This window comes from Microbulbifer agarilyticus S89 (assembly GCF_000220505.1).
Classification (GTDB): Bacteria; Pseudomonadota; Gammaproteobacteria; order Pseudomonadales; family Cellvibrionaceae; genus Microbulbifer; species Microbulbifer agarilyticus_B.
This window is the reverse complement of the sequence record NZ_AFPJ01000036.1, coordinates 194624-214548: the sequence shown is the minus strand read 5'-3', so window position 1 is coordinate 214548 and position 19925 is coordinate 194624. Positions and strand designations below refer to the sequence as shown.

General features: G+C 57.3%; 19 protein-coding genes. 8 read left to right on the top strand and 11 right to left on the bottom strand.

The window, feature by feature from the left end:
* Positions 1 to 267 precede the first annotated feature (267 nt).
* A complete protein-coding gene (locus AS89_RS0111865) occupies positions 268 to 2127 on the bottom strand; it encodes a beta-ketoacyl synthase N-terminal-like domain-containing protein (protein WP_010132866.1) in 1860 nt (619 codons plus the stop codon).
* Between the two features lie 262 nt (positions 2128 to 2389).
* Between AS89_RS0111865 and AS89_RS0111860 the strand changes: the two genes are divergently transcribed.
* Positions 2390 to 3376 (top strand): GlxA family transcriptional regulator, encoded by a 987-nt coding sequence (locus AS89_RS0111860; RefSeq protein WP_010132865.1) that lies wholly within the window; start codon positions 2390 to 2392, stop codon positions 3374 to 3376.
* A gap of 1 nt (position 3377) precedes the next feature.
* On the opposite strand, the gene AS89_RS0111855 is transcribed toward AS89_RS0111860, so the two are convergent.
* Both AS89_RS0111855 and AS89_RS0111850 read right to left on the bottom strand, forming a co-directional pair.
* Positions 3378 to 4061 carry a class I SAM-dependent methyltransferase gene (locus tag AS89_RS0111855; protein ID WP_010132864.1) on the bottom strand — a complete coding sequence of 228 codons (684 nt, stop codon included), beginning with the start codon at positions 4059 to 4061 and terminating at the stop codon, positions 3378 to 3380.
* Between the two features lie 58 nt (positions 4062 to 4119).
* Positions 4120 to 4632, bottom strand: a complete 513-nt coding sequence (locus AS89_RS0111850; RefSeq protein WP_010132863.1) for an Hsp20 family protein — start codon at positions 4630 to 4632, stop codon at positions 4120 to 4122.
* Between the two features lie 236 nt (positions 4633 to 4868).
* Between AS89_RS0111850 and thpR the strand changes: the two genes are divergently transcribed.
* Positions 4869 to 5486, top strand: a complete 618-nt coding sequence (gene thpR / locus AS89_RS0111845) for an RNA 2',3'-cyclic phosphodiesterase (RefSeq protein WP_010132861.1) — start codon at positions 4869 to 4871, stop codon at positions 5484 to 5486.
* A gap of 79 nt (positions 5487 to 5565) precedes the next feature.
* Here the strand turns inward: thpR and AS89_RS0111840 are convergent, their stop codons facing one another.
* On the bottom strand, positions 5566 to 6624 hold the full coding sequence (locus AS89_RS0111840) for a hypothetical protein (protein WP_010132860.1): 1059 nt from the start codon (positions 6622 to 6624) through the stop codon (positions 5566 to 5568).
* A gap of 635 nt (positions 6625 to 7259) precedes the next feature.
* Between AS89_RS0111840 and AS89_RS0111835 the strand changes: the two genes are divergently transcribed.
* Positions 7260 to 7613, top strand: coding sequence for an HPF/RaiA family ribosome-associated protein (locus AS89_RS0111835; protein ID WP_010132859.1), 354 nt, complete (start codon positions 7260 to 7262; stop codon positions 7611 to 7613).
* Positions 7614 to 7736: 123 nt separating this feature from the next.
* Here the strand turns inward: AS89_RS0111835 and gorA are convergent, their stop codons facing one another.
* Positions 7737 to 9098 carry a glutathione-disulfide reductase gene (gorA, locus tag AS89_RS0111830; RefSeq protein WP_010132858.1) on the bottom strand — a complete coding sequence of 454 codons (1362 nt, stop codon included), beginning with the start codon at positions 9096 to 9098 and terminating at the stop codon, positions 7737 to 7739.
* Between the two features lie 144 nt (positions 9099 to 9242).
* Here gorA and AS89_RS0111825 point away from each other — a divergent pair, with 144 nt between their 5' ends.
* Positions 9243 to 9863, top strand: coding sequence for a hypothetical protein (locus tag AS89_RS0111825; RefSeq protein ID WP_237709683.1), 621 nt, complete (start codon positions 9243 to 9245; stop codon positions 9861 to 9863).
* A 61-nt stretch (positions 9864 to 9924) separates the two neighbouring features.
* Here AS89_RS0111825 and AS89_RS0111820 read toward each other — a convergent pair whose 3' ends face one another.
* From AS89_RS0111820 to AS89_RS0111805, 4 genes are all read right to left on the bottom strand, one after another.
* Positions 9925 to 11121: a TIGR01620 family protein gene (locus AS89_RS0111820; protein WP_010132856.1), complete on the bottom strand. Its 1197-nt coding sequence runs from the start codon at positions 11119 to 11121 to the stop codon at positions 9925 to 9927.
* A complete protein-coding gene (locus AS89_RS0111815; RefSeq protein ID WP_010132855.1) occupies positions 11121 to 12557 on the bottom strand; it encodes a YcjX family protein in 1437 nt (478 codons plus the stop codon). Before AS89_RS0111815 ends, AS89_RS0111820 begins: the two co-directional genes overlap by 1 nt.
* 31 nt (positions 12558 to 12588) lie before the next feature.
* A complete protein-coding gene (locus AS89_RS0111810; protein WP_010132853.1) occupies positions 12589 to 13392 on the bottom strand; it encodes a GIN domain-containing protein in 804 nt (267 codons plus the stop codon).
* A gap of 133 nt (positions 13393 to 13525) precedes the next feature.
* Complete coding sequence (locus tag AS89_RS0111805; RefSeq protein ID WP_010132852.1) at positions 13526 to 13945, bottom strand: HIT family protein; 420 nt, start codon at positions 13943 to 13945, stop codon at positions 13526 to 13528.
* A gap of 473 nt (positions 13946 to 14418) precedes the next feature.
* Here AS89_RS0111805 and AS89_RS17465 point away from each other — a divergent pair, with 473 nt between their 5' ends.
* From AS89_RS17465 to tcdA, 3 genes are all read left to right on the top strand, one after another.
* On the top strand, positions 14419 to 14904 hold the full coding sequence (locus AS89_RS17465; protein WP_010132851.1) for a hypothetical protein: 486 nt from the start codon (positions 14419 to 14421) through the stop codon (positions 14902 to 14904).
* Between the two features lie 227 nt (positions 14905 to 15131).
* On the top strand, positions 15132 to 15596 hold the full coding sequence (locus tag AS89_RS0111795; RefSeq protein ID WP_010132850.1) for an FKBP-type peptidyl-prolyl cis-trans isomerase: 465 nt from the start codon (positions 15132 to 15134) through the stop codon (positions 15594 to 15596).
* A 112-nt stretch (positions 15597 to 15708) separates the two neighbouring features.
* Entirely contained in the window at positions 15709 to 16527 is an 819-nt protein-coding gene (gene tcdA / locus AS89_RS0111790; RefSeq protein ID WP_010132849.1) for a tRNA cyclic N6-threonylcarbamoyladenosine(37) synthase TcdA, read from the top strand.
* 18 nt (positions 16528 to 16545) lie between these two features.
* Here tcdA and AS89_RS0111785 read toward each other — a convergent pair whose 3' ends face one another.
* Together AS89_RS0111785 and AS89_RS0111780 are read right to left on the bottom strand one after the other, a co-directional pair.
* A complete protein-coding gene (locus AS89_RS0111785; protein ID WP_010132848.1) occupies positions 16546 to 18246 on the bottom strand; it encodes an aminotransferase class V-fold PLP-dependent enzyme in 1701 nt (566 codons plus the stop codon).
* 7 nt (positions 18247 to 18253) lie between these two features.
* A complete protein-coding gene (locus tag AS89_RS0111780; protein WP_010132847.1) occupies positions 18254 to 19048 on the bottom strand; it encodes a TatD family hydrolase in 795 nt (264 codons plus the stop codon).
* A gap of 248 nt (positions 19049 to 19296) precedes the next feature.
* Between AS89_RS0111780 and AS89_RS0111775 the strand changes: the two genes are divergently transcribed.
* Positions 19297 to 19896, top strand: coding sequence for a LysE family translocator (locus tag AS89_RS0111775; protein WP_010132846.1), 600 nt, complete (start codon positions 19297 to 19299; stop codon positions 19894 to 19896).
* Positions 19897 to 19925 lie beyond the last annotated feature (29 nt).

Here is a 19925-nt window from a genome sequence, read left to right as displayed (position 1 = left end):
TACCATTTCTGCCATATCTACTGTCCGGTTTAGTGCAAACATTGTGGTGAGACCGGAGTTTTGATCAAAATCTGACCCATTCGCTCATAAAGTCAGGAATTTGTTTCACGAACAGACAGTCCACGGACAGCCGGCATCTGCGACACGAAGCATAGCGGGAAAAGCGTGTGGAGAGAGTGCGCCGGCGCAGCAAGGAAACGATATCGGCGACACATGGAGCCGCCGGCTACCGGCTCATCGCACAGGCGGATGAGCAACATACGAGAGTCACACCATATCTGCGAAGGGGTTTTCTGACTCCAGAGAAATTGCGCCAGCACCATCCGGCAACTTGAGGCTGAAGGCATCCAGCTCGATGGCCGATTCATCGATCAGCCCCTCACCGAACCGGTAGATCGCGTCCAGGTCTCCGCGACTGGCGCGCGCGTCGTACGCCGCGGCCCGCTCGGCCACCGCTTCATTGCGTTTCTGGTAGGCAGTGAACGCAGCGCTGCCGTGGCGCTTGGCGAGCATACTCTCGGTAATATGGGGTGCCAGCACACTGGCGGTCGCATTGTTACCGCCAAACCCTTTGGAGTTGAGGAAGGCCACATCCAGGGATTGCGGGTCGCGCTCCACGTGCTCCAGCGACAGGGAGAGATTGTCGTGATGCACATCGTCAGCCACCCGCTCGATGGTGGTAATACCGGGCAGAATGCCGCGATGGAACATACCCAGGCTGGTAATCAACTGATCGCCACTGGCCGCCGCGACGGTGTGCCCCACAAAAGCTTTCACCGCACATACCGGCCAGGCTTCAATACCAAAGGCGCCGGCGAGACGGTCAAAGATGGCCGACTCCGTAACCCGGTTCTGCGGTGTGCTGGAGCCGTGCGCCTGGACAAAGCTGCGCTGGCGCAGGCTTTCTTCACCAAGAATGGCACGCGCCTCGGCCATTGCACGGGCAACGGTGAGGTAATTACCCGGGCCCGGTGCAGAGATGGACTTCTTGGCCCCATCCGCATTCACGAAAACGTTGGCCACCGCACCGTGAATGGGCGCACCCAGCTCGAGCGCGAGCTCATCGTCCATCAACACCGCCCACTGGCTCCCCTCGCCGAGCGTAAAGCCACAGTTATCGCCAAACGGGCGACTGGCACGCCGGAAGTCGATATCACCATCAAAAATCTTGCGCAGCCCGTCCAGGTTCGCCAGCGCACCCATGGTGGTGTATCCATCCACCACTTCCGGCACCAGAGGCGCCTCGGCCGCACCCACCACCGCCACGCGCGCACGGCCGCAGCGAATATCTTCCACTGCCGCGCGCAGATTGTAGAGATAAGTGGCGCAGGCACCGGCCACGGCGCCGGTGGTGCCGACACTGCCCAGGACATAGGCGTTTACAAAATCCGCGGGCATGCTGGTAAGTCCCAACGCCAACTGCTTTGAACTCACGCGCCCACCACGCAACCGCGACTGCAGCAGGCCACCATTGCCATTGGGGTCCAGCTGACTCATGGCAGAACTTGCATACACGGAGATCTTATCCGGGCCCGCCTTCGCCGCAACCGCATCCCAGTCAATGCCCAGGGACTGCACCGCGTCCGACGCACCGAGAATTGCCAGCTGCAGGCCGCGCGGGTGGAAACGAGAATTGTACTGCTGGCCTGGCTCAAAGCCCGTGGGCAACTGGCCAGCAGAAGCAACAGAGATTTCGCGGTGACTATCGAGCATGACCGACAAGGCGCCGGCATGCACCCGCACACGACCGCTATCCAGCGGCTCTACCTGCCAGTCAGCGGGCAGCGGGCTCGGCAGCTGTCGCGCCGACATTTCGAAAGTAAATCCGCCCGCATTCGAGAGCGCAGCCGGCTGGTGAAAGTGACACTGGCGATAGTCGTAGAAACGCGACTCCAGCTCCCGCACCAGCGTGCCCTGCAATACCTGCTGCTCCAGCGCGGCACTCAACGGCCCCTGAGCATCGTCTCCGGTGCGCAACCCCATCAGGGCAGCGAGGTCAGACAGGACATCGATTCGCTCTTCCGAGGCGAGGCTATCCAGCACCATGCGCTTGTAGCCACGGTGAAACGAACTGCGACCCGCGGGGTTGAACCCTCCAAACGCAGTGATAACAGGTAGGCGCTGCATCCTGACCTCCAGCCTAGTATGGAAATGCGAAACGAAATTACCCGGCAAATTCGGATGGGCGCCAGTTTAGGGGCTGGTGATTCGGCCTCGTTATGGGCATACTGGCCAGCAATTTTGACCATCTGGCCATGTTCGATAGCGGCATTTTCTGCCGGGCAGCGGCCAGCAAACCGGTATCTATGTGGCAAACTTACCCGACTGCCGCCATCTGTCGCGAACGGGCCAGAAATTGCACACATAAGGTCATATTTGAGAGTTACCCATGCCCACCGTCACTTTTGTTTTGATTGATCAGATGCTTTCCACCGGCACCATATTGCCTCTGGAAATGTTGAGGGGTGCCGAGAGCCGCGCCCGGGCGGAAAAGGAATTGGTATCGTTGAACCTGATCACCACCAGCGTCGATGGCGCGCCGGTGAAATCCCGCTCCGGGTTCAACCTGGCACCGGATATGCCACTCGATCAGGTACCCGACAGCGACATCATCTACCTGCCGGCACTCTGGCGTAACCCGCGCCCGGCGCTCAAACGCAACACCGCGCTACTGGCGTGGCTGCGTGATCAGGCAGCGAAAGGTGCGGTTATCAGCGCGGTGGGCACCGGCGTGTGCTTTCTTGCTGAGGCCGGATTACTGGATGACAAACCCGCGACCACCCACTGGCACTATTTTGAGCGCTTTGCTTCGGACTACCCGAGAGTGAAGCTAAAGCGGCAGTATTTTATTACTCAGGCGGACCGACTGTTCTGCGCCGCCAGCGTGAACGCACTTGCTGACGTCACCGTGCACCTGATTCGCCAGCTGTTCGGCCCATCTATTGCCAGCCACGTCGAGCGCAATTTTTCACACGAGATTCGCAGACCATTTGAAGAGATTGCTTACTCGGAAGGCGCGGTACATCTGCATCCAGACGAAGAGATTGTGCAGGCACAAACCTGGCTAAAACAGCACTGCAGCGACGACGTAAAGCTCAGTGAAGTGGCCAAACATTTCGATATGAGCGTGCGCTCTTTTAATCGCCGTTTCAAACTGGCCACTGGGCAAACGCCACTGCAATACCTGCAGAACGTTCGCATTGATATGGCACGCGAACTGCTGCAATCCAGCAACCTATCGGTGAACGAAATTGCAGAAAAAGTGGGCTATCAGGATATGGGGCATTTTACTGCCCTGTTCAAGAAGTTTCTCTCAACGACACCCAGCGAGTATCGCACCACCGTGCGGGCAAAATTGTTCCGGGTAAATACCTGAGTCAGTCGCGTCGCTGTAAAAAAATAACATCGGCGCCGACAATCTCTAGTTCGGCATTAAGTTTGCGTGCCAGCCACGAAAAGGTGGGCACGCTGAAAAAGACAATATGCGTTGGATCGCGGATATAGTGCCAGCTGGCAAAGCGCTCCTGCGAAGCAACAAGTTTGGTCATTAGCGCCAGCACACCGCCACGATTCAGTCGCTGCCACAAGGAGGTAATCACCTCCCCCGGCTCACTCAAGTGCTCAACCACTTCGGTGCTGACAACAAAATCATAAGACTGCTCGAGCACAGCACTTTCTGGATGGTAGTAAAGATCGTAAGTCGCAGTAGGATGCCCGTTGCTGCTCAACATGTTCGCCAGCAACGGCGCGGGACCACATCCGAAATCCAGACCATGTGCTCCCGCGGGCAACCTTGCCAGCAACGGATCCGCACATCGGCTCAAGAATTTTTCATAACCGGGATCCTGCAGATGATTTTCATGCAGGTCGTAATAGGCCTTTTCTTCAGTGGCCGATAAATGAAACCGACGAGGGACGTACACCAGCGCGCACTCGCCACACTGGTAGTAGGCGCGCTGCTTATCCTGGTGATACAGAAATGGCTGTGCCGCCCGATGGCGACACAGGGGGCAAGGCTCAACCGGCTCTTGCGGGGATTGATGCAGTGCGGGCTCGATCACTTTATACGAGCCGTTTTTCGCAGATCACTTGATAAAGCCGGACCAAAGTGGGGGCGCGTCAGGCTGCCTGCCCACTCTTGCCCTCAACCTCAATTGCCGCACTTTCTGCCGCGGCTTTTTGTTCCGAGGTTTTGGATTGCAGCAAGTTTCCAGTAGAAATTTCTATCTTGCGCGGCTTCATAGCTTCCGGAATTTCTCGCACCAGCTCAATGTGCAGCAGGCCGTTGCCAAGCTGTGCATCAACCACGCGTACATGATCCGCCAGCTGGAAGCGACGCTCAAAATTACGCGCGGCAATACCGCGGTGCAGGAAGTTGCGCTGGCTATCATCGGCCGGCTTTTTACCGCTGACGGTCAGGCGATTTTGCTCGACTTGAATATCAAGTTCAGACTGATCGAAACCAGCGACGGCCATGGAAATTCGGTAAGCATCCTCCCCGGTCAACTCAATGTTGTATGGGGGATATGCGGGCTGGTTCTGCTCGGTTGCGGTCATGGAATCCAGCAGGCTGGCCATACGATCAAAACCGATAGCGGAACGATACAGGGGGGAAAGATCTAAATTACGCATTGTCATATCCTCAATTCAGAGCAATAGATATAGAATGTGCTCGTACCAGTGCTCTACACGCGAGAGCTGTACCAAGCGTTTGTTTGCCGCGACGTGCGCCCACGCATAAAGCAAAGCTTTATATTTGCAACGCGCCTTAACCGCGGCAGCTGGTGGAGACACCTCTGTCGAGCCTGCCTCCTGAAAATAGATATTGGGCCGAAGCAAACAGCTTCAAGGATAAAAATAAAAAAATTATGAAAAATAGCGCACCCCAAGACAACCTGCGGGATAGCGGGCAGAGCGCAGAACCATTGCGCCTGTTTATTGGCATCGCACCGGATAAAAATACCCAGCGTTTTTTAGATGGTATTTGCGCGGCCAGAGAGCAACAGGGAATGCCGCGAAAACTGCGCTGGATCAGCCACACCAATCGCCACCTCACCCTGGCATTCCTTGGGGACACAGACCCGGCCCACCTGGACACGATCGAGGTACGACTAAAAGACATCGCCCGACACACTGCGCCGCTCGATGGCCGAATTGTCAGTACCCACCCTTTCCCCAAACCCCGCGCGCGAATGTTTGCCGCCGAGTTATTGCCTTCGCAACGCCTGCTTGACCTGCATCAGGCATGCCAGGCGCTGATGCGTGCGATTGGCAAAACGCCAGAAAAAAAGGCCTTTCGCCCACACTTCACTCTGGCGCGCAGCCCGGGAGGCTTTTCCAGCCAGCTGCCGGAGCCTACGGACCATATCTGCCACCTGAGCGACATCACGCTCTATCACAGCTTGCTCGCGCCCGGCGGCAGCCAGTACCAACCATTGCTGACACTGCCGCTGGCAGGTGCATCCGCCCCCGCGGGCAGCAACTGATTCCCAAGACGCAAAAAAAGCCCGCCCTCGAGCGTCACGAGGGCGGGCTTTTTTGCGTGCGAAATCCGCTACAGACTAACTAGTCAAGCTCAGACAGCAGGTACTCCGGATACATCACCAGTCGCGGGCGTGACAGGCGACGCGCATCGAAGATAAACACGTAGCGCTCGCCGTTATCGTCGGCGGGTATCGTGCGGCGGAATCGCCAGGAATTGACCTTGTACGTCTGGCGACCGGCCACCACCGGCAAAATTACCCGGTACTGATCCTGCCCGAGGAACTCAAAATCAACAGCACCCTCACCCTTGGGTTTCAGGGTCAAATTGCGGAACGTATGCTTTCCGGTTTCACCCTCTGCAAGCTCACTCAGCAGCTTGTCGAGCCGAGCGCGCTCACCGCGCACATATTCCAGCATCTCGGGGTCCACCTCACGGGCGCCGGTAGCCTCCGTCGATCCGCCCGCCGCAGCCGCATTGGCATTGATCGCCACCGTCGCTGTATCGCCGGTTGCGGCCAGGGTCGGCTCGGGAACCTCTGGCGCAGAAATTACCACTGCCGCCTTCTGCGGCTTGGGTGCAGGCTTGTTGGCTGCGGCCCTGGCTTTCTCCGCTTTGGCCGCCTTCGCCTCGCTCAACATTTCCTTGACTAATGAGTCTACCAGCGATTGCTGCGCCTCCAGGCGCGACTTGCCACCAGCGACCGATTCACGTACATCAGCCAGGCGGGTTTCCAACTCAACGTAATTGGACTCGATAAACTCCACACGACGGTTGCGGCTATCAACGCCACGTTCCGCCATATTCAGCGCGTGTCGGGCTTTTTTCAGCGCGCGCTCGGTATCACTGCTCGCAGCACCCTTGTGCTCGCGCTCAGCGGTTTTTACCGCCACCAGCGACTCTTGATAGTTCTTGCGTGCGGCGCTAAGCGACTTTTGCGCACGTTCTAGCTTGTACTCATACGATACAATTTCGTTCTCAATATCTTCCAATTCAACCAGTCGGTTTTCCTGAACTTGCTCCATACGGGCAAGCCTGTTCTGCTCCACGGTCAACGACGACGCTGCCTGCAGCTCCACACTCCAGCCGACTACCCCCAACAAGCCCGCAAAAAGCAGCGAGCGGCCACGGTTTACCACCATTGTCAGAATCCATTGTTTGATTTTTTACTTCTTGAGCGCACCTGGGGACGTACCCCCTCACCCAGATATCTTGGATGCCCGCACGATCCTGGAGCTCATCAGAGGCCCCATGGAAACCACGAACAGGCTGAGATTTGGCATTCTACACCGACAGGAGCCGCCACGCTGAGACGCACCCCTTCACTCTGAGAACACACACCTTCAGAACCCATGCGCGCAGTAAACGACTACGCATGCGCCAATTTACCCCAGCCGATTTTTCGCAGCAATGACCATGCCAACAAGATTACTGGGCTTAGAGTGACCTGTGCTGCAATTCACGGTTTTCCGCGCCTGCCGGTCTTTTGCCAAAAAGTTCCAAAAGTACTAACAATTTTTCATGACATTTTCTTGATCGGGGTGCTTGATTTTTTTTCTCAGAATCGCATTATGACTACAGGGAGTTGATCCCGACCGGATTGAAAACCGACCCGAGCGCAAAACCTTATTTGGCTGCGGTGGCAGCCGTTAACTCGCGACCTCTGGTGATTCGATTTTCAAGCCTGTCACTCTCTCCCTACAGGGCGCCCTACCTTCTTTTAGCAAACCGCACATCGCGGCCTGCATGGACCCTTTATAACCGGAGGTATGTGCCCATGAAATCAGCGCCTTACGATAACATTGTATTCCGCGACATCGATAAATCTGCATCTCTTGCGGATACCGTATCCAAAAAGCTAAACAAGCTGGAACGTTATTGTGGCGACATCATACGAAGCCGTGTGGTCCTCGAAGCCCCCCATCAACACAAGCACAAAGGCAAGCAATACAAAGCTTCCGTCGAACTAGCTGTGAGCGGAAATCCGGTGACGATTTCCAACGAAAGTGACTCTATTCATCGCGCCGTTAACGGAGCCTTCGATTCCGCAGAGCGCTGCCTGAAAGAGCGCGGCGGCCGTCGCAAATCCCGTCGATACCAGACCGCCGTTGTCGACAGCGAGATCGAATAAGCAGATTTTTTGATTTGCATCCGCAATCTGGATAAGTCACAGAGGCCAATTTAAAAAAAGAGCGGGGAAGTAACACTTCCCCGCTCTTTTTGTTTGCACACAACCGAGTGAAAAAAGCTGCGGCTATTCTGCAACCGGCGTGCGCATTGTGACGAACTCTTCCGCCGCAGTCGGATGAATCCCGATGGTCTGGTCAAACACGGTCTTGGTTGCACCGGCCTTCATTGCCACCGCAATCCCCTGAATGATCTCACCCGCATCTGGGCCCACCATATGGGCGCCAATCACGCGGTCATTGCTGGTATCGACCACGAGCTTCATCAGCGTGCGTTCGTCGCGACCGCTCACCGAATGTCGCATGGCACGGAAGTCCGAGCGGTATATCTCAACCGTAACCCCTGCCTGGCGCGCCTCTTCTTCACTCAACCCGACAGTCCCAATGTTCGGCTGACAAAAAACGGCCGTAGGAATGTTGTTGTAATCGATCTCCGCTGTCTTACCCGTCTGCCAGTGCTTCACCAGCGCCATGGCTTCGGCCAACGCCACCGGAGTCAGCTCTGGACCTCCAGTTACATCGCCCAGTGCATAGATCGACGTTACACTGCTCCGAAAATTATCATCGATACCGATAGTGCCATCCTTTTGCAGCACCACACCCAACTCTTCCAGCCCGAGCCCCCGGGTATTCGGCTTGCGTCCGGTGGCATACAGAACCGCATCGACTTCCAGCACGCCACCGTCGCTATCCTGAACACGCAGACTGCCATCGGGCGCCTTTTCAATTGAAGCAACCTGATGGTTGAAATGCAGTTGCACCGATTTCTTGACGATTTCATCGCGGACAAAATGGCGTACGTCGTTATCGAACCCTCGCAGAAACAGATCGCGGCGATAGGACAGATGGGTCTCCGCCCCCAGCCCGGCAAAAATGCCGGCGAACTCGACCGCGATATAACCGCCGCCGACCACGAGCACGCGCTGCGGGAATTCCTCCATAGAAAACACTTCATTGGAGGTGATGACATGCTCACTGCCGGGAAATTCAGGCACAAATGGCCAACCGCCGGTAGCAACCAGCACCCGCTCGGCGGAGTATTGCGTATCACCGACCGTCACCTGCTGGCGGCCAGTCAGCTTGCCACGACCATCAATGACGGTGACCCCGGCGTTGCTGAGAAGCTTGCGATAGATACCATTTAAGCGCGTGATTTCCTTCGCGTTGTTATCGCGGAGGGTTGGCCAGGTGAACTGCGCCCCCGTCTGCCCCTGCCAACCAAACGCCGTCGCATCGTCAAACGCTTCGCTGTAGCTGCTCGCGTAGACAAAGAGTTTCTTGGGCACACAGCCTACATTGACGCAGGTACCACCCATATAGCGGTCTTCCACCACCGCCACGCGCATTCCGGTTGCTGCGGCCATTCTTGCCGCGCGCACGCCGCCAGAACCCGCACCAATCACGAAAAGATCGAAATCAAACTCAGACAAAACCTGCTCCTTTTGACGAAAAAATAGCCGCCACCTCAACCCAATTTCCCGTTGAAAATGCCGACTGGTTCCGCAATCTACGCATAACTGACAATCGGAACTTAAAAGCCGTTGACATAGCACTGTCGTTTAGATACTTATGTGATGTTTATCACAATAACAAGCCTGATAGCGAAAACAACAGCAAGGCACTTAAAAATGAAAACGTCAGATTTCGCAACAACACACCTGAGTGAAACCTCCCAGCAAGCCACGTCCACAGTGTCCAAACTGCGTAATTTCGTTGCTCTATGCGGCGCGATGGCAGTGAGTATATTGCTGACCTCCGGCAACGCAACCGCCAAAACTCACCCATCTTATTTGACCCAAAGCTATTGCGATGGCCTGGTGGATCAATTTGTTGACTACGGCATGCGCAGTCTCGGGAAGTATGTAAACGAAAACTTCAATCTCGAGTACAAAGGCGGTATTCGCAACACCATCAATTTCCTGAAGCAGCGCTCAGAGTGGCTGTCGGAATGCGATGACTTCCTGAACGATACGGCGAACACTTCGGTGTTCCACAACGAAAAAAATACCCAAGAGATCTTTGCTGCAATGGATGCGCTGGCGAAGGAATTACAACTAGTGCGGGAAGGTGTGGAGTTTCCGGATGAAACCGGTGTAAACAACCCATTGCCGTTTATCAAAAGCCGCTACGAAACCCTCGCGACTTTGATGGATCAACATCACACCAGAATCCTGATGAAAAAACAGTTTCAGTAAGCTGCACAGCTATCCTGACTCGCGACTGACCGGGGGAGCGGCTGCTTCTCGCGCCCCCGTGTTACTCGCTCCCCCGCTTGCGCTCGGTGTTACTTCCCTCGCGCGCAACTGGCTCTTTCTCTGATGTGCCTGCCATCTCGGCCTCCGGCCAATTGACCCGCTCGCGTCCCAATAAACGCTCCTTCAGGCTCGCCGCAATGCGCCGCGTCAGCGCACCCAACCGGGGACGCTGCTTCTCCGAGAAGGGTATCGGGCGGCAACTGTGTACCGCAGCGAGACCAATGCGGGCCATAAACAGGCTGGCGCCCATGCCCTGCCCGAGCCGCGCAGATACCGTGCTCAACATACTATCGCCCACCAGCTCCGGCCACAGCTCACTCACCGCGTACTCGCTGGCACCACTATACGCCACAAGCGCGAGTATTTTCTTGAATAGGCGCCAGCGCACCACTACTGACGGGCGCACGCCGTAAATCTGCGCCACATCGTCGATCATGCGCATGGACTGCCGCAAGGCCACCAACACATCCAACGTGGTGAACGGGCTCAGCCCCACCAGTGCGCCAGTGGTGGTGGCGTGTCGAACGATGCGCCGCAAGGCCTCCTGGTCCAGCGCTTCAAAAAAATTGAGCTCCAGATGGCGCAATAACTCACTATTGTCGTAATAGTCCGGCGTTTCTTCCTGCACGCGGGCAAGTAGCGCCCCTTGCGGTTTTCCGTCAAACAGCTCTCGCAACTGGCGATTCAGTGGCTCAACGGCATCAGTGGCGCGACTGTCGCGCACCTCAGCCGCCAACTCCTGTGTTTTTTGCAGTTTGCGCAGGGGCCGTCCAGCGCGAAAGTATTCCCACACGGCACTTACCATCGTTAATACGAGTGCCCCGATAATCAGCCCCGCCAGCACACCAAAACCCCAGTGCATATCGGCCGCCCAGTAGAAGAACTGGCGCAGCTCCCAAAATATCGCACCAAACGTCAGCGCTAGCGCGGCAGCCAGCGCAGGCTTCCACAAGCGCAGGCGGAAAACGGGCAGGCGCAATTCGGAAAATGCGATGGTATTGGGGAGGGATTCGCCGGTGGTGATGGAACGCGGCAGCTGATCGGCCTCTTCCGACAAGGATTCGACACGGGTACTCGCGCGGTCGTGTACGGTATTCTCTTCCGCCTGCAAGTTTTCTATGCGGGTTTGCCGGCGTGGCTCCTGGCTGGAACGTTTGGCATTGGCCCCTGCCGCGTCTTTGTTATCCGCTGAGTCCATTACACCTTGTCTCCCAGCAATAAGTTCAACAATGCATCAATGCGGATATGCGGCAGATAGCCCTCTCGCGCGATGCCCACCGGCGGGCGCAACTGTGGCGGCAGCCCACCCTGATAGTGTTGCCAGCCGTTTTCTTGCGGCAGGTGGGCGAGTATTTCCGCATTTTCAAAGCCGAGGTAATCACCATCCATTCCATGCCCCACCAGCATACGGCGACCGTTCCTCACCTGCTCCGTGGAACAACGGACGGCCGCGATCGCCTCACAATATAGCGGCAACCCGCGGTGACGGGCCCCGGAGAACACTTGCTGCAGTTGCTGCCCCAGCAACTGGCGCAATGCATCGTGGTCCGCCGCCAGCACCTGATCTACCTTGGTCGCGGCAAACACCAGTCGGTCGATACGCGGGCGCCACAGCTTGCGCAGCAGACCACTGCTACCGTAGCGGAAGGTATCGGCGATGTGTCCAAATGCCAGGCGCATATCTTCCAGTGCTTCCTCACCCGCAAACAGGGTTCCGATGAGGTCGACCAAGACTAGCTGGCGATCAAGATGCCGAAAATGACTCTCTACGAAGGGCGCGACACTCTGCTCGACGTAATCGCGATAGCGTGCCTCCAGCACCCGGTACACACTGTCCTCGGGCAACGCGTCCAGTTCGGCGACACTCTGGTGCCCCAGGGTCAGCAACGGGAAGAAGCCATACTCATCATTGTCGAGTAGCGCCCTTCCCGGCTGCAGGTAGCTGAGCCGCGCACTACCGCGACAGTCCCGCAGAAATTGTCGGTAATTCTGCCACAGGCTATCCAGCGCACTCGGATCCAGGCGGTCTGCAGGATTCAATTGCGCCAGACGGGCCATCAGCTCCGGCGCCAGGTTGCGGCGCACCTGCCCGTCCAGCAAATCGCGCTGGTGGCGGCACCAGGTGGCAAAATCCATGCGCAACAAGGGGAGATCCATCAGCCACTCACCGGGGTAGTCGCGAAACTCGAGGATCACCCGCTGCTGGTAGTTGCGCCCCAGGCGCCGTCCTTGCAGCTGCAAATGCAGCTCCAGTGCGGAAAGATCGCGCGTGGATTCCGGCCAGCGTGGCGGCGTGGCGGTCAGCGCACCGAGACAGCGTTCATATTCAAACAGCGGTAACCCGGCGTCCACCGCAGGGTGCAACTCAGCCCCCAGTAAACGACCATTCAGCGCCGGCGCAAAGCCGGGGAGCTGGGCCCGATCGGGGTTGCTCAATTGATAGATAAGACTGGTGATTAAGGTGGACTTACCGGCACCACTGAGGCCAGTGATACCGATACACAGGCGCTTGTCGAGCAGACGCTCGGCGGCCCAATGGGATTTATCCAGCGCCTCTTTGCCGAGCTGGCGCAGCTGCTTCTTCAAACCGCGCAGGCGGCTTCGTCCCGCGCGGCCATCCTGATCTGAACTCACTAAAACTCCGTTTTTTAGCGGAAAGCTGGGGTCAATCTACCAGAGCGACATCTCCGGAGCCCATTACCGAGAAGGAATCGCTGGCAGGGCGTTTCAATACAATGTCGCCGGACCCCATGACCGAACCGCCGGCCCTGGTGGCCTGTAACTGGCGCCCCATGAAGTCACCGGACCCCATTACCGTGATATTCACGCTGGCCACCTTGCCGCCGACCACTACATCACCGGACCCCTTGATCTGGGCATTCATGGTCTCACCGATAAAATTGTCCATCCGCACGTCGCCAGAGCCGGTCACCGCCGCCTGCCCCTCAACCGCGAGGATCGTGCCGAGGATCACGTCACCCGAACCGGTAACACTGGCGTTCAGTGATTCCGCAGCGACTTTTTCCACGCGAATCAGGCCTGAGCCAGTCACGCGCAAATCCAGGGCGGCGCTCTCCAGCGTATCTGCCAGTGCCTCACCGGACCCGGTCACGCGTATCGCAGACAGTTCCGGCAAGGTCACGCGGAACTCAACGTTCGGCTCACTGCTGACAGTCACCACCCCAAACAGGCTTTTGCGATCCGGCTCCACGGACAGCGACAGGGTATCGCCACTGACCTCGGCCTTGGCGTATTCGAGGTCTTTTTGCTCACCGTGCGCTGTCACCGAGAATTCCGCCCCCTGTGTCACCTTGAGGTTAGAGCCACCCTTTAGGGCAATCGCTGAAAACCCTTTTACTGAGAAGGTCTTGGCCTCTTCCGCCTGGCTAAACGCCGTGCAGAGGGCTAACAACGGCGCCAGAATGGCGACCGAAATGAAGCGGGACAGAAGTGGCGATCGATTACGCATGGTCTGTGTACCTGTAGTCATAGCTCATTTGCATTTGGGGCAGCCGAAATTGGCCACCACCTTGGTTCATTACCGGTATGACGTCGCTACCTCTAGGTTTGGATGCAGCAAGGCCAAATTCACCGAAACGGAGCTATTCCATGCCATTCTCGAAGCCGAGATCCGCCAGTGCTTGGCGAATCTTGGCAGCCTCCTCGGCCAGCGCCTCCGGCTCGGCCTGCTGCTGCAGCGCAAAGTCCAGATCGGCAATTTCGTTGATCGGTACCAGGTGGTAGTGGGTATGTGGCACCTCGATACCCGCCACCATGACCCCGACACGGCGCGGGCGGTAAACCTGCTTCTGCGCCTTGGCCACCTTGCTCGCCACATCCATCAGGTGCGCACAAGTTTCCGCGGGGACATCATCCCAGTGATCAATCTCCGCTACCGGAACCACCAGGCAGTGGCCCGGCTTGATAGGAGCAATGGTCATAAAGGCCACCACCGAGTCGTCGCGCCAGACAAAATGCCCCGGGAGGTCGCCGTTAATAATTTGGGTAAAGATGCTCGCCATCAGAATTTCCTTCTCGATTAGTTTGGCCGTGATTACTTTGGCCTTGCGCGTTTATCGCTGATTTTACCAGTGCCGCTTGCCCTGTCACCAGCTTGCCCTACTGCAGGCCAATTCGGCGTCACGCCCCGCTTAACTCGCAAGAGCTAACCCAGAGGAAATCCCCCGTCACAATTGCCTTAAAAACAGGCACTTGTGGTATAGCCCGCCCCAAAATTGCGCTTGATTACACGCGGCCTACAACACCCGTGGAAGAGTGTGACAATTTGTTTCCGGTTTGTTGGCAGGGGTATTTCCATCCCGTAACCTTGCCGCCCATATCGAAACAGGCAGTCCCAAATCCACCGGCAGCGAGATTTCCCACGTCGATTTGCGGGAGAGACTTTTGCCGAGGCGGATCCATAAAGCGGCATCAACAAGATTATCGGGACGCCCACAAAAACTCAGAATGTTCGTCTCACAGGGGGAGCTCATCCATGTCTCAGGTATTATCTGCGCAAGCACTCAGTCCTGCCGGTTTATATCCGCTCGGCAACCCGGCGCAATGCAATCACGGCCAGGTGTGCGAATGCGCACCGGAAGCCGCGGACGGTAGCCTGCTCAGCATGATGGGTGGGCGGGAATTTGTCACCCGGCTAGTCACCGATTTTTACCAGGCAATCGGCAAGTTCATGGCCGCAGAAGACGTCGCGGATCATCACAAGCAACTGAGTCGCCAGACTCAATTCTTGTGCCATGCGCTGGCGGAGCAGGCGGAACCCTTGCACAGCGGCCGTGCGCAGTTTCTTGCCCAGGGCCTGAACCCAGATCTGTTTGCTGCACTGCTCGAGTACTTTGAAGGCCACTTGCTCGAACTCGGCTACCCGGCGGCATTCAGTGGCCAACTGGCGCGCACAGCGGGCGACCTTTATGCTCACTGCCAATATTCCCTCAACCCTACACCGCGCACTGCCGCCATCTGAGGTGCGCTGCCGGCTATAACGGCACCACTTGCGCATCAGCCGGCAAGGCTCCGCTTCACTTCACGCCCCCGCATTTCAATGACCAGCCGTCCACCAATCGGCGGCTCGGTTGCGGGCGCAGCAGCCCGCCCATACAATGCACGCTCATAAAGCCTGTTGCGCCGTTTGCGTACAGACCAGCAAGCGGAACGCGCTATAACTCACGCTCAATACACAAGAGACTGCCAATGAAAATTGCTAACCACAGCGTTGTGGAGATCAACTACACCCTGAAAGATGCCGAAGGCACTGTGATCGACACTTCTGAAGGTGGCCAGCCGCTCAAATACCTGCAAGGTGTGGGCAATATCATCCCCGGACTGGAGCAGGAAATGCTGGACAAGAGTGCCGGCGACAAGTTCAAGGTGGTAGTCGCGCCGGAAGAAGGCTACGGCCCACAAAACCCGGAACTGATCCAGACCATGCCAAAGAGTGCCTTTGGTGGCGTTGATGAGCTGAAAGTTGGTATGGCTTTCCGCGCGCAGAGCACCGATGGCCACCCGATCGAGGTGGAAATCATCGATATCGACGGCGACCAGGTCACCATCAACGGCAACCACCCGCTGGCGGGTGTTGAGCTGCACTTTGACATCGAGGTGGTTTCCGTACGCGAAGCCACTCCGGAAGAAATCGACCACGGCCACGTGCACTGATTCGCTTCCACACTTCGGCAGGGCGGCCCCTTCGCCCTGCCATGCTCCTCCCCTTCCCTGATCGAGCCCTTTGAGCTGGGGCGCCCGCGAGTGAAGTAACACTGGAACCTCTATGCCTGAAAAGAACTTGAGTGACGCCTACCTGCAACGTTTTGGCGGAATTGCGAGACTCTACGGCAACGACGCCCTGCACGCCCTGTACCAAGCCCATGTGATCGTTATTGGCATTGGTGGTGTGGGTAGCTGGACCGCCGAGGCACTTGTACGCAGTGGCGTGGGCAAAATTACCCTGATCGACCTGGACGATATTTGCATTACCAATACCAATCGCCAGATCCACGCTCAGGTAGGCAGCATCGGCGAAATTAAGGTCGAGGTCATGGCGGAGCGACTGCGCCAGATCAACCCGGAAGTCGACGTGGTTACCCACGAGGATTTTATCGCCAACGACAACTTTGCCGAATTTCTGGCACCGGAAAAAGAAACTATTGATGTGGTGATTGATGCGTTTGACAACGCACGAGTCAAAGCCGCGCTCATTGCCTATTGCAAAGCGCGCAAGCTGCGCCTCATTACCGTAGGCTCCGCCGGCGGCAAGAAAAACCCAGCGGCAATCACCTGCGCCGACCTTGGCCGAACCGTCAGCGATCCGATGCTGGCGAAGGTGCGCCAACACCTGTACCGCTTTCACAATTTCCAAAAGTCCAGCAAACGCCAGTTTGGTGTGGATGCCATCTATTCCAGCGAACCTATGGTGTACCCGCAGCCCGATGGACAGGTTTGCCAGCAAAAAAGCACCATGCAAAATGGGGTAAAACTGGATTGCAGTGGCGGCTTCGGCGCGGCCACAATGGTCACGGGCACATTTGGATTTGTTGCCGCAAGCAAAGCGATTGAACGCATTGTGCAGCGCGCTACCGCCCAGAGCTAGCGCACACAGGCCTCCCGATCAGGCGCGCATCAATTCGAATGCGCGCTCCACCAGAGCTCGAAAGCCATTGCCGCGGGACTCACTCAGTTGTTGCGACAAACCTAATTCATCAAAAATCTGGTGCAACTGGGAGGGCGCTACCGCATCGTCCGACACGCCATCAATCTGCGACAGCATCAACGCGCCCAATCCTTTTACAATCCGGCTATCGCTGTCGATGGCGAAGCGATGCACACCCGCCTCCCGGCGGTGCACCAGCCAGGCGCTGGATTCACAGCCCTGTACCAAATGTTCCGTGGTACGAATGTGATCTTTGCGAGAAATTACCTTCGCCCAACGCATAAGGGTGCGATAACGATCTTGCCAATTCTGTTGCGTGCGCAGTGCGTCCAGATCCAACTTGGACAGGTCATCAGGTTGCCAGGAGTACGCCTCAGCAGAATCTTTGCCGGAATCGGCGGCAACCGGCGGCACAGTGGTGTCATCCAGCTGCAGCACTAATTCTTCAACACCAGCCACCAGGCGATCAATATCCTCCCGCGAGTTATAGGCCACCAGCGATGCACGCACCGTGGCGGTATGGCCCGCGGCATGCAACAGCGGCTGGGCGCAGTGATGCCCGACGCGCACCGCGATATCCCGCCCATCCAGCCACTGTGCGATATCAATCGCCGCGCAGCGGGGGTGCACAAAACTGGCAATGCCCAGATTGTTGCGCGGACCGCTTAACAGTTCTAATTCAGGTATCTGGGACAGTCGGTCGTGCAGGTAGGCAAGCAGGGTGTGCTCGTACTGCGCCATTCCCTGTCGGTCCTGCTTGCCGAGGAATTCCAAACAGGCGCCCAGTCCGGCGATTGCCGCCAGTGATGAGGTGCCCGCTTCAAACCGGTGCGGCAGATCGGCGTAATCACTGGCGAGCAGATCAACACTGGTAATCATCTCACCCCCGCCCTGCCAGGGCGGCAGGTCGCGCAACAGCTCCTCACGTCCGTAAACCAGGCCGATGCCCGTGGGGCCGTAAAACTTGTGCGCAGAGCACACAAAGAAATCGCAACCAATGGCCGCCACATCCACCACATCGTGCGCTGCCAGTTGCGAGCCATCCACGATCCATCGCAGATCGCGTTGTGACGATGTTGCAGCTGAAGATGTTGCAGCAATGGTCGCGCGCAAGGTCGCGAGGTCGGTGCGAAAGCCGAGCGCATTGGAGCCGCCAGTGATGGATACAACTCGCGTGCGCGGCGACAACACCTCTGTGATCCGCTCAATTTGCGGCACGCCGTTGGCATCCGGCACAAAGCGCAGCACCAAACCATACTGGACCGCCAGCATTTGCCAAGGCACAAGATTGGCGTGGTGCTCGGCGGTTGACAAAACAATCTCATCGCCGGCGACCAGACCACGGCACAAGCTATTGGCCAGCAAATTCAGGCCTTCGGTAGCACCGCGGGTAAAAACAACTTCTCGTGGTGACTGCGCACCCAGAAAGCGCGCACTTGCTGCCCGGACCTGCTCCACCATCTCGGTGGCCCGCCGGGCCAGGCGGTGGCTCGAGCGATGGGTATTGGCATTGCTATGCAGGTAAAAATCGCGGATTGCATCAATGACGCAAGCGGGCTTCTGCGTGGTCGCCGCATTATCCAGATAAACCAGCCCCCGGTTTTCCTCCTGGGAAAACAATGGGAACTGCTGCTTAAATTCTTGCGAGGAAAAAGTCATTGTCGGTTCACAGTCCAAAAAGCGCGCGCGTATTTTCCCCAGTCTGTTCGATAACCAGCTGCGGAGAAATACCGCGAAGCTCTGCCAGGGTCTGCGCAATTTGTGGCAAATATTCCGGGCTGTTGCGCTCCCCCTGACGGCCTGCCAGAGGCATGTCCGGCGCGTCGGACTCCAGCACCAGATGTTCCAGTGGAATATCTCTCAGGGCCTTGCGGGTTTTCGCTGCGCGCTCATAGGTAATGGTGCCGCCCGCCCCCAGGTAGAATCCCAGGCGCACATATTCCTCGGCGATCTCCCGGCTGCCGGAAAAAGCATGGATCACCCCACCCTGTTCCAGGGAAAACTTTTTTAGTGTCCGCAATACATCCGCATGCGCCCGCACACTGTGCACAATCACCGGTAAGGAAAGTGCCCGCGCAGCTTCCAGTTGCGCCTCAAATACCGACAACTGTTGCTCCAGAGGTGTCTCGATATTGGCGTCCAGACCGCACTCGCCCACGGCGACACAGCGCGACACTGCACCACTGCGCTGTCGTTCATGCTCGACCCGCTCAACGACGGCGCGACGTACATCGGCAGGCGCAATCGCCAGCTCTTTTACCCACCAGGGATGCACACCGACCGCGCCGTACCAGGCGGGCTCGGAGTGCACAAGGGCAAACAACTGTCGCCACTGCGGAATACTGACACCAGGGATCACCAGGGATTGCACCCCCGCCTGCCGGCAGCGCGACCAGACCTGAGTGCGGTCCGCGCTGAACGCTTCAAAATCGAAATGGCAGTGGCTGTCGATAAGCGCCATGCATGACCCCGCCTGAGCGCAGCCCTTCATGGGGAGTGCGCAGCTAGAAAAGGTGAATTGTAGGTCGGGTGCCACGCAAAAGCGACGCTGGCGTTTCGCCGGCACTGATGCCGCCGCGAAGATCAGACTCGCCGGACACACGCTCCCAGGATTGCCGTATGGGCGTCACACGGCGATAATCCGGCTGGCTCCCACTCATCCCACTCCACTGCTCTATTCCGGTGCCGAGTCCACTGCCGAGGTTTACGTTGGAAATTTTGCTGTCCATCGCGCTGTTCGTATTCTCCACCAGTATTACGCCGGGGCCGAACAACCTGATGATCATGTCTTCGGGCCTGAACTACGGTGTCGAGCGGTCATTGCCGCACATGCTCGGTATCTGTATCGGGTTCCCGGCCATGATTATGGCGATCGGCTTTGGTTTGGGGACCTTGTTTAAGCAGTTTCCGTTCCTGCATGAAGTGGTGCGCTGGGCGGGCATTACCTACCTGCTGTATCTGGCCTGGAAAATCGCCAGCACCCGGGATGTGGGGGCAACGCCCCGGCAAAAGCCGTTTTCATTCCTGCAGGCAGTCGCGTTTCAGTGGGTGAACCCGAAAGGATGGATAATGGCGGTGGGCGCACTCGCGGCCTTTACCACCCCCAATGGCGAGATACTGCTCGAGGCAGGCCGCATTGCACTGGCATTTATCCTGATTGGAGGCCCGTGCATCGGTATCTGGCTAATGTTTGGCGTCGGTTTGAAACGGATTCTCACCGAGCCGAAACATTTGCGGGCCTTTAATATGACAATGGGGCTGCTGTTGGCAGCTAGCGTGATACCCATGCTAACTACCGAGTTCTCCTGAGTAGATCGAAAGCCAGTCCAGGATCTTTG

Bases quoted from the DNA above. Each gene is read 5' to 3' on its own strand.
- AS89_RS0111865 (WP_010132866.1), bottom strand. From the start codon at position 2,127: ATGCAGCGCCTACCTGTTATCACTGCGTTTGGAGGGTTCAACCCCGCG.
- AS89_RS0111860 (WP_010132865.1), top strand. From the start codon at position 2,390: ATGCCCACCGTCACTTTTGTTTTGATTGATCAGATGCTTTCCACCGGC.
- AS89_RS0111850 (WP_010132863.1), bottom strand. From the start codon at position 4,632: ATGCGTAATTTAGATCTTTCCCCCCTGTATCGTTCCGCTATCGGTTTT.
- thpR (WP_010132861.1), top strand. From the start codon at position 4,869: ATGAAAAATAGCGCACCCCAAGACAACCTGCGGGATAGCGGGCAGAGC.
- AS89_RS0111840 (WP_010132860.1), bottom strand. From the start codon at position 6,624: ATGGTGGTAAACCGTGGCCGCTCGCTGCTTTTTGCGGGCTTGTTGGGG.
- AS89_RS0111835 (WP_010132859.1), top strand. From the start codon at position 7,260: ATGAAATCAGCGCCTTACGATAACATTGTATTCCGCGACATCGATAAA.
- AS89_RS0111825 (WP_237709683.1), top strand. From the start codon at position 9,243: ATGTTTATCACAATAACAAGCCTGATAGCGAAAACAACAGCAAGGCAC.
- AS89_RS0111820 (WP_010132856.1), bottom strand. From the start codon at position 11,121: ATGGACTCAGCGGATAACAAAGACGCGGCAGGGGCCAATGCCAAACGT.
- AS89_RS0111810 (WP_010132853.1), bottom strand. From the start codon at position 13,392: ATGCGTAATCGATCGCCACTTCTGTCCCGCTTCATTTCGGTCGCCATT.
- AS89_RS0111805 (WP_010132852.1), bottom strand. From the start codon at position 13,945: ATGGCGAGCATCTTTACCCAAATTATTAACGGCGACCTCCCGGGGCAT.
- AS89_RS17465 (WP_010132851.1), top strand. From the start codon at position 14,419: ATGTCTCAGGTATTATCTGCGCAAGCACTCAGTCCTGCCGGTTTATAT.
- AS89_RS0111795 (WP_010132850.1), top strand. From the start codon at position 15,132: ATGAAAATTGCTAACCACAGCGTTGTGGAGATCAACTACACCCTGAAA.
- tcdA (WP_010132849.1), top strand. From the start codon at position 15,709: ATGCCTGAAAAGAACTTGAGTGACGCCTACCTGCAACGTTTTGGCGGA.
- AS89_RS0111785 (WP_010132848.1), bottom strand. From the start codon at position 18,246: ATGACTTTTTCCTCGCAAGAATTTAAGCAGCAGTTCCCATTGTTTTCC.
- AS89_RS0111780 (WP_010132847.1), bottom strand. From the start codon at position 19,048: ATGGCGCTTATCGACAGCCACTGCCATTTCGATTTTGAAGCGTTCAGC.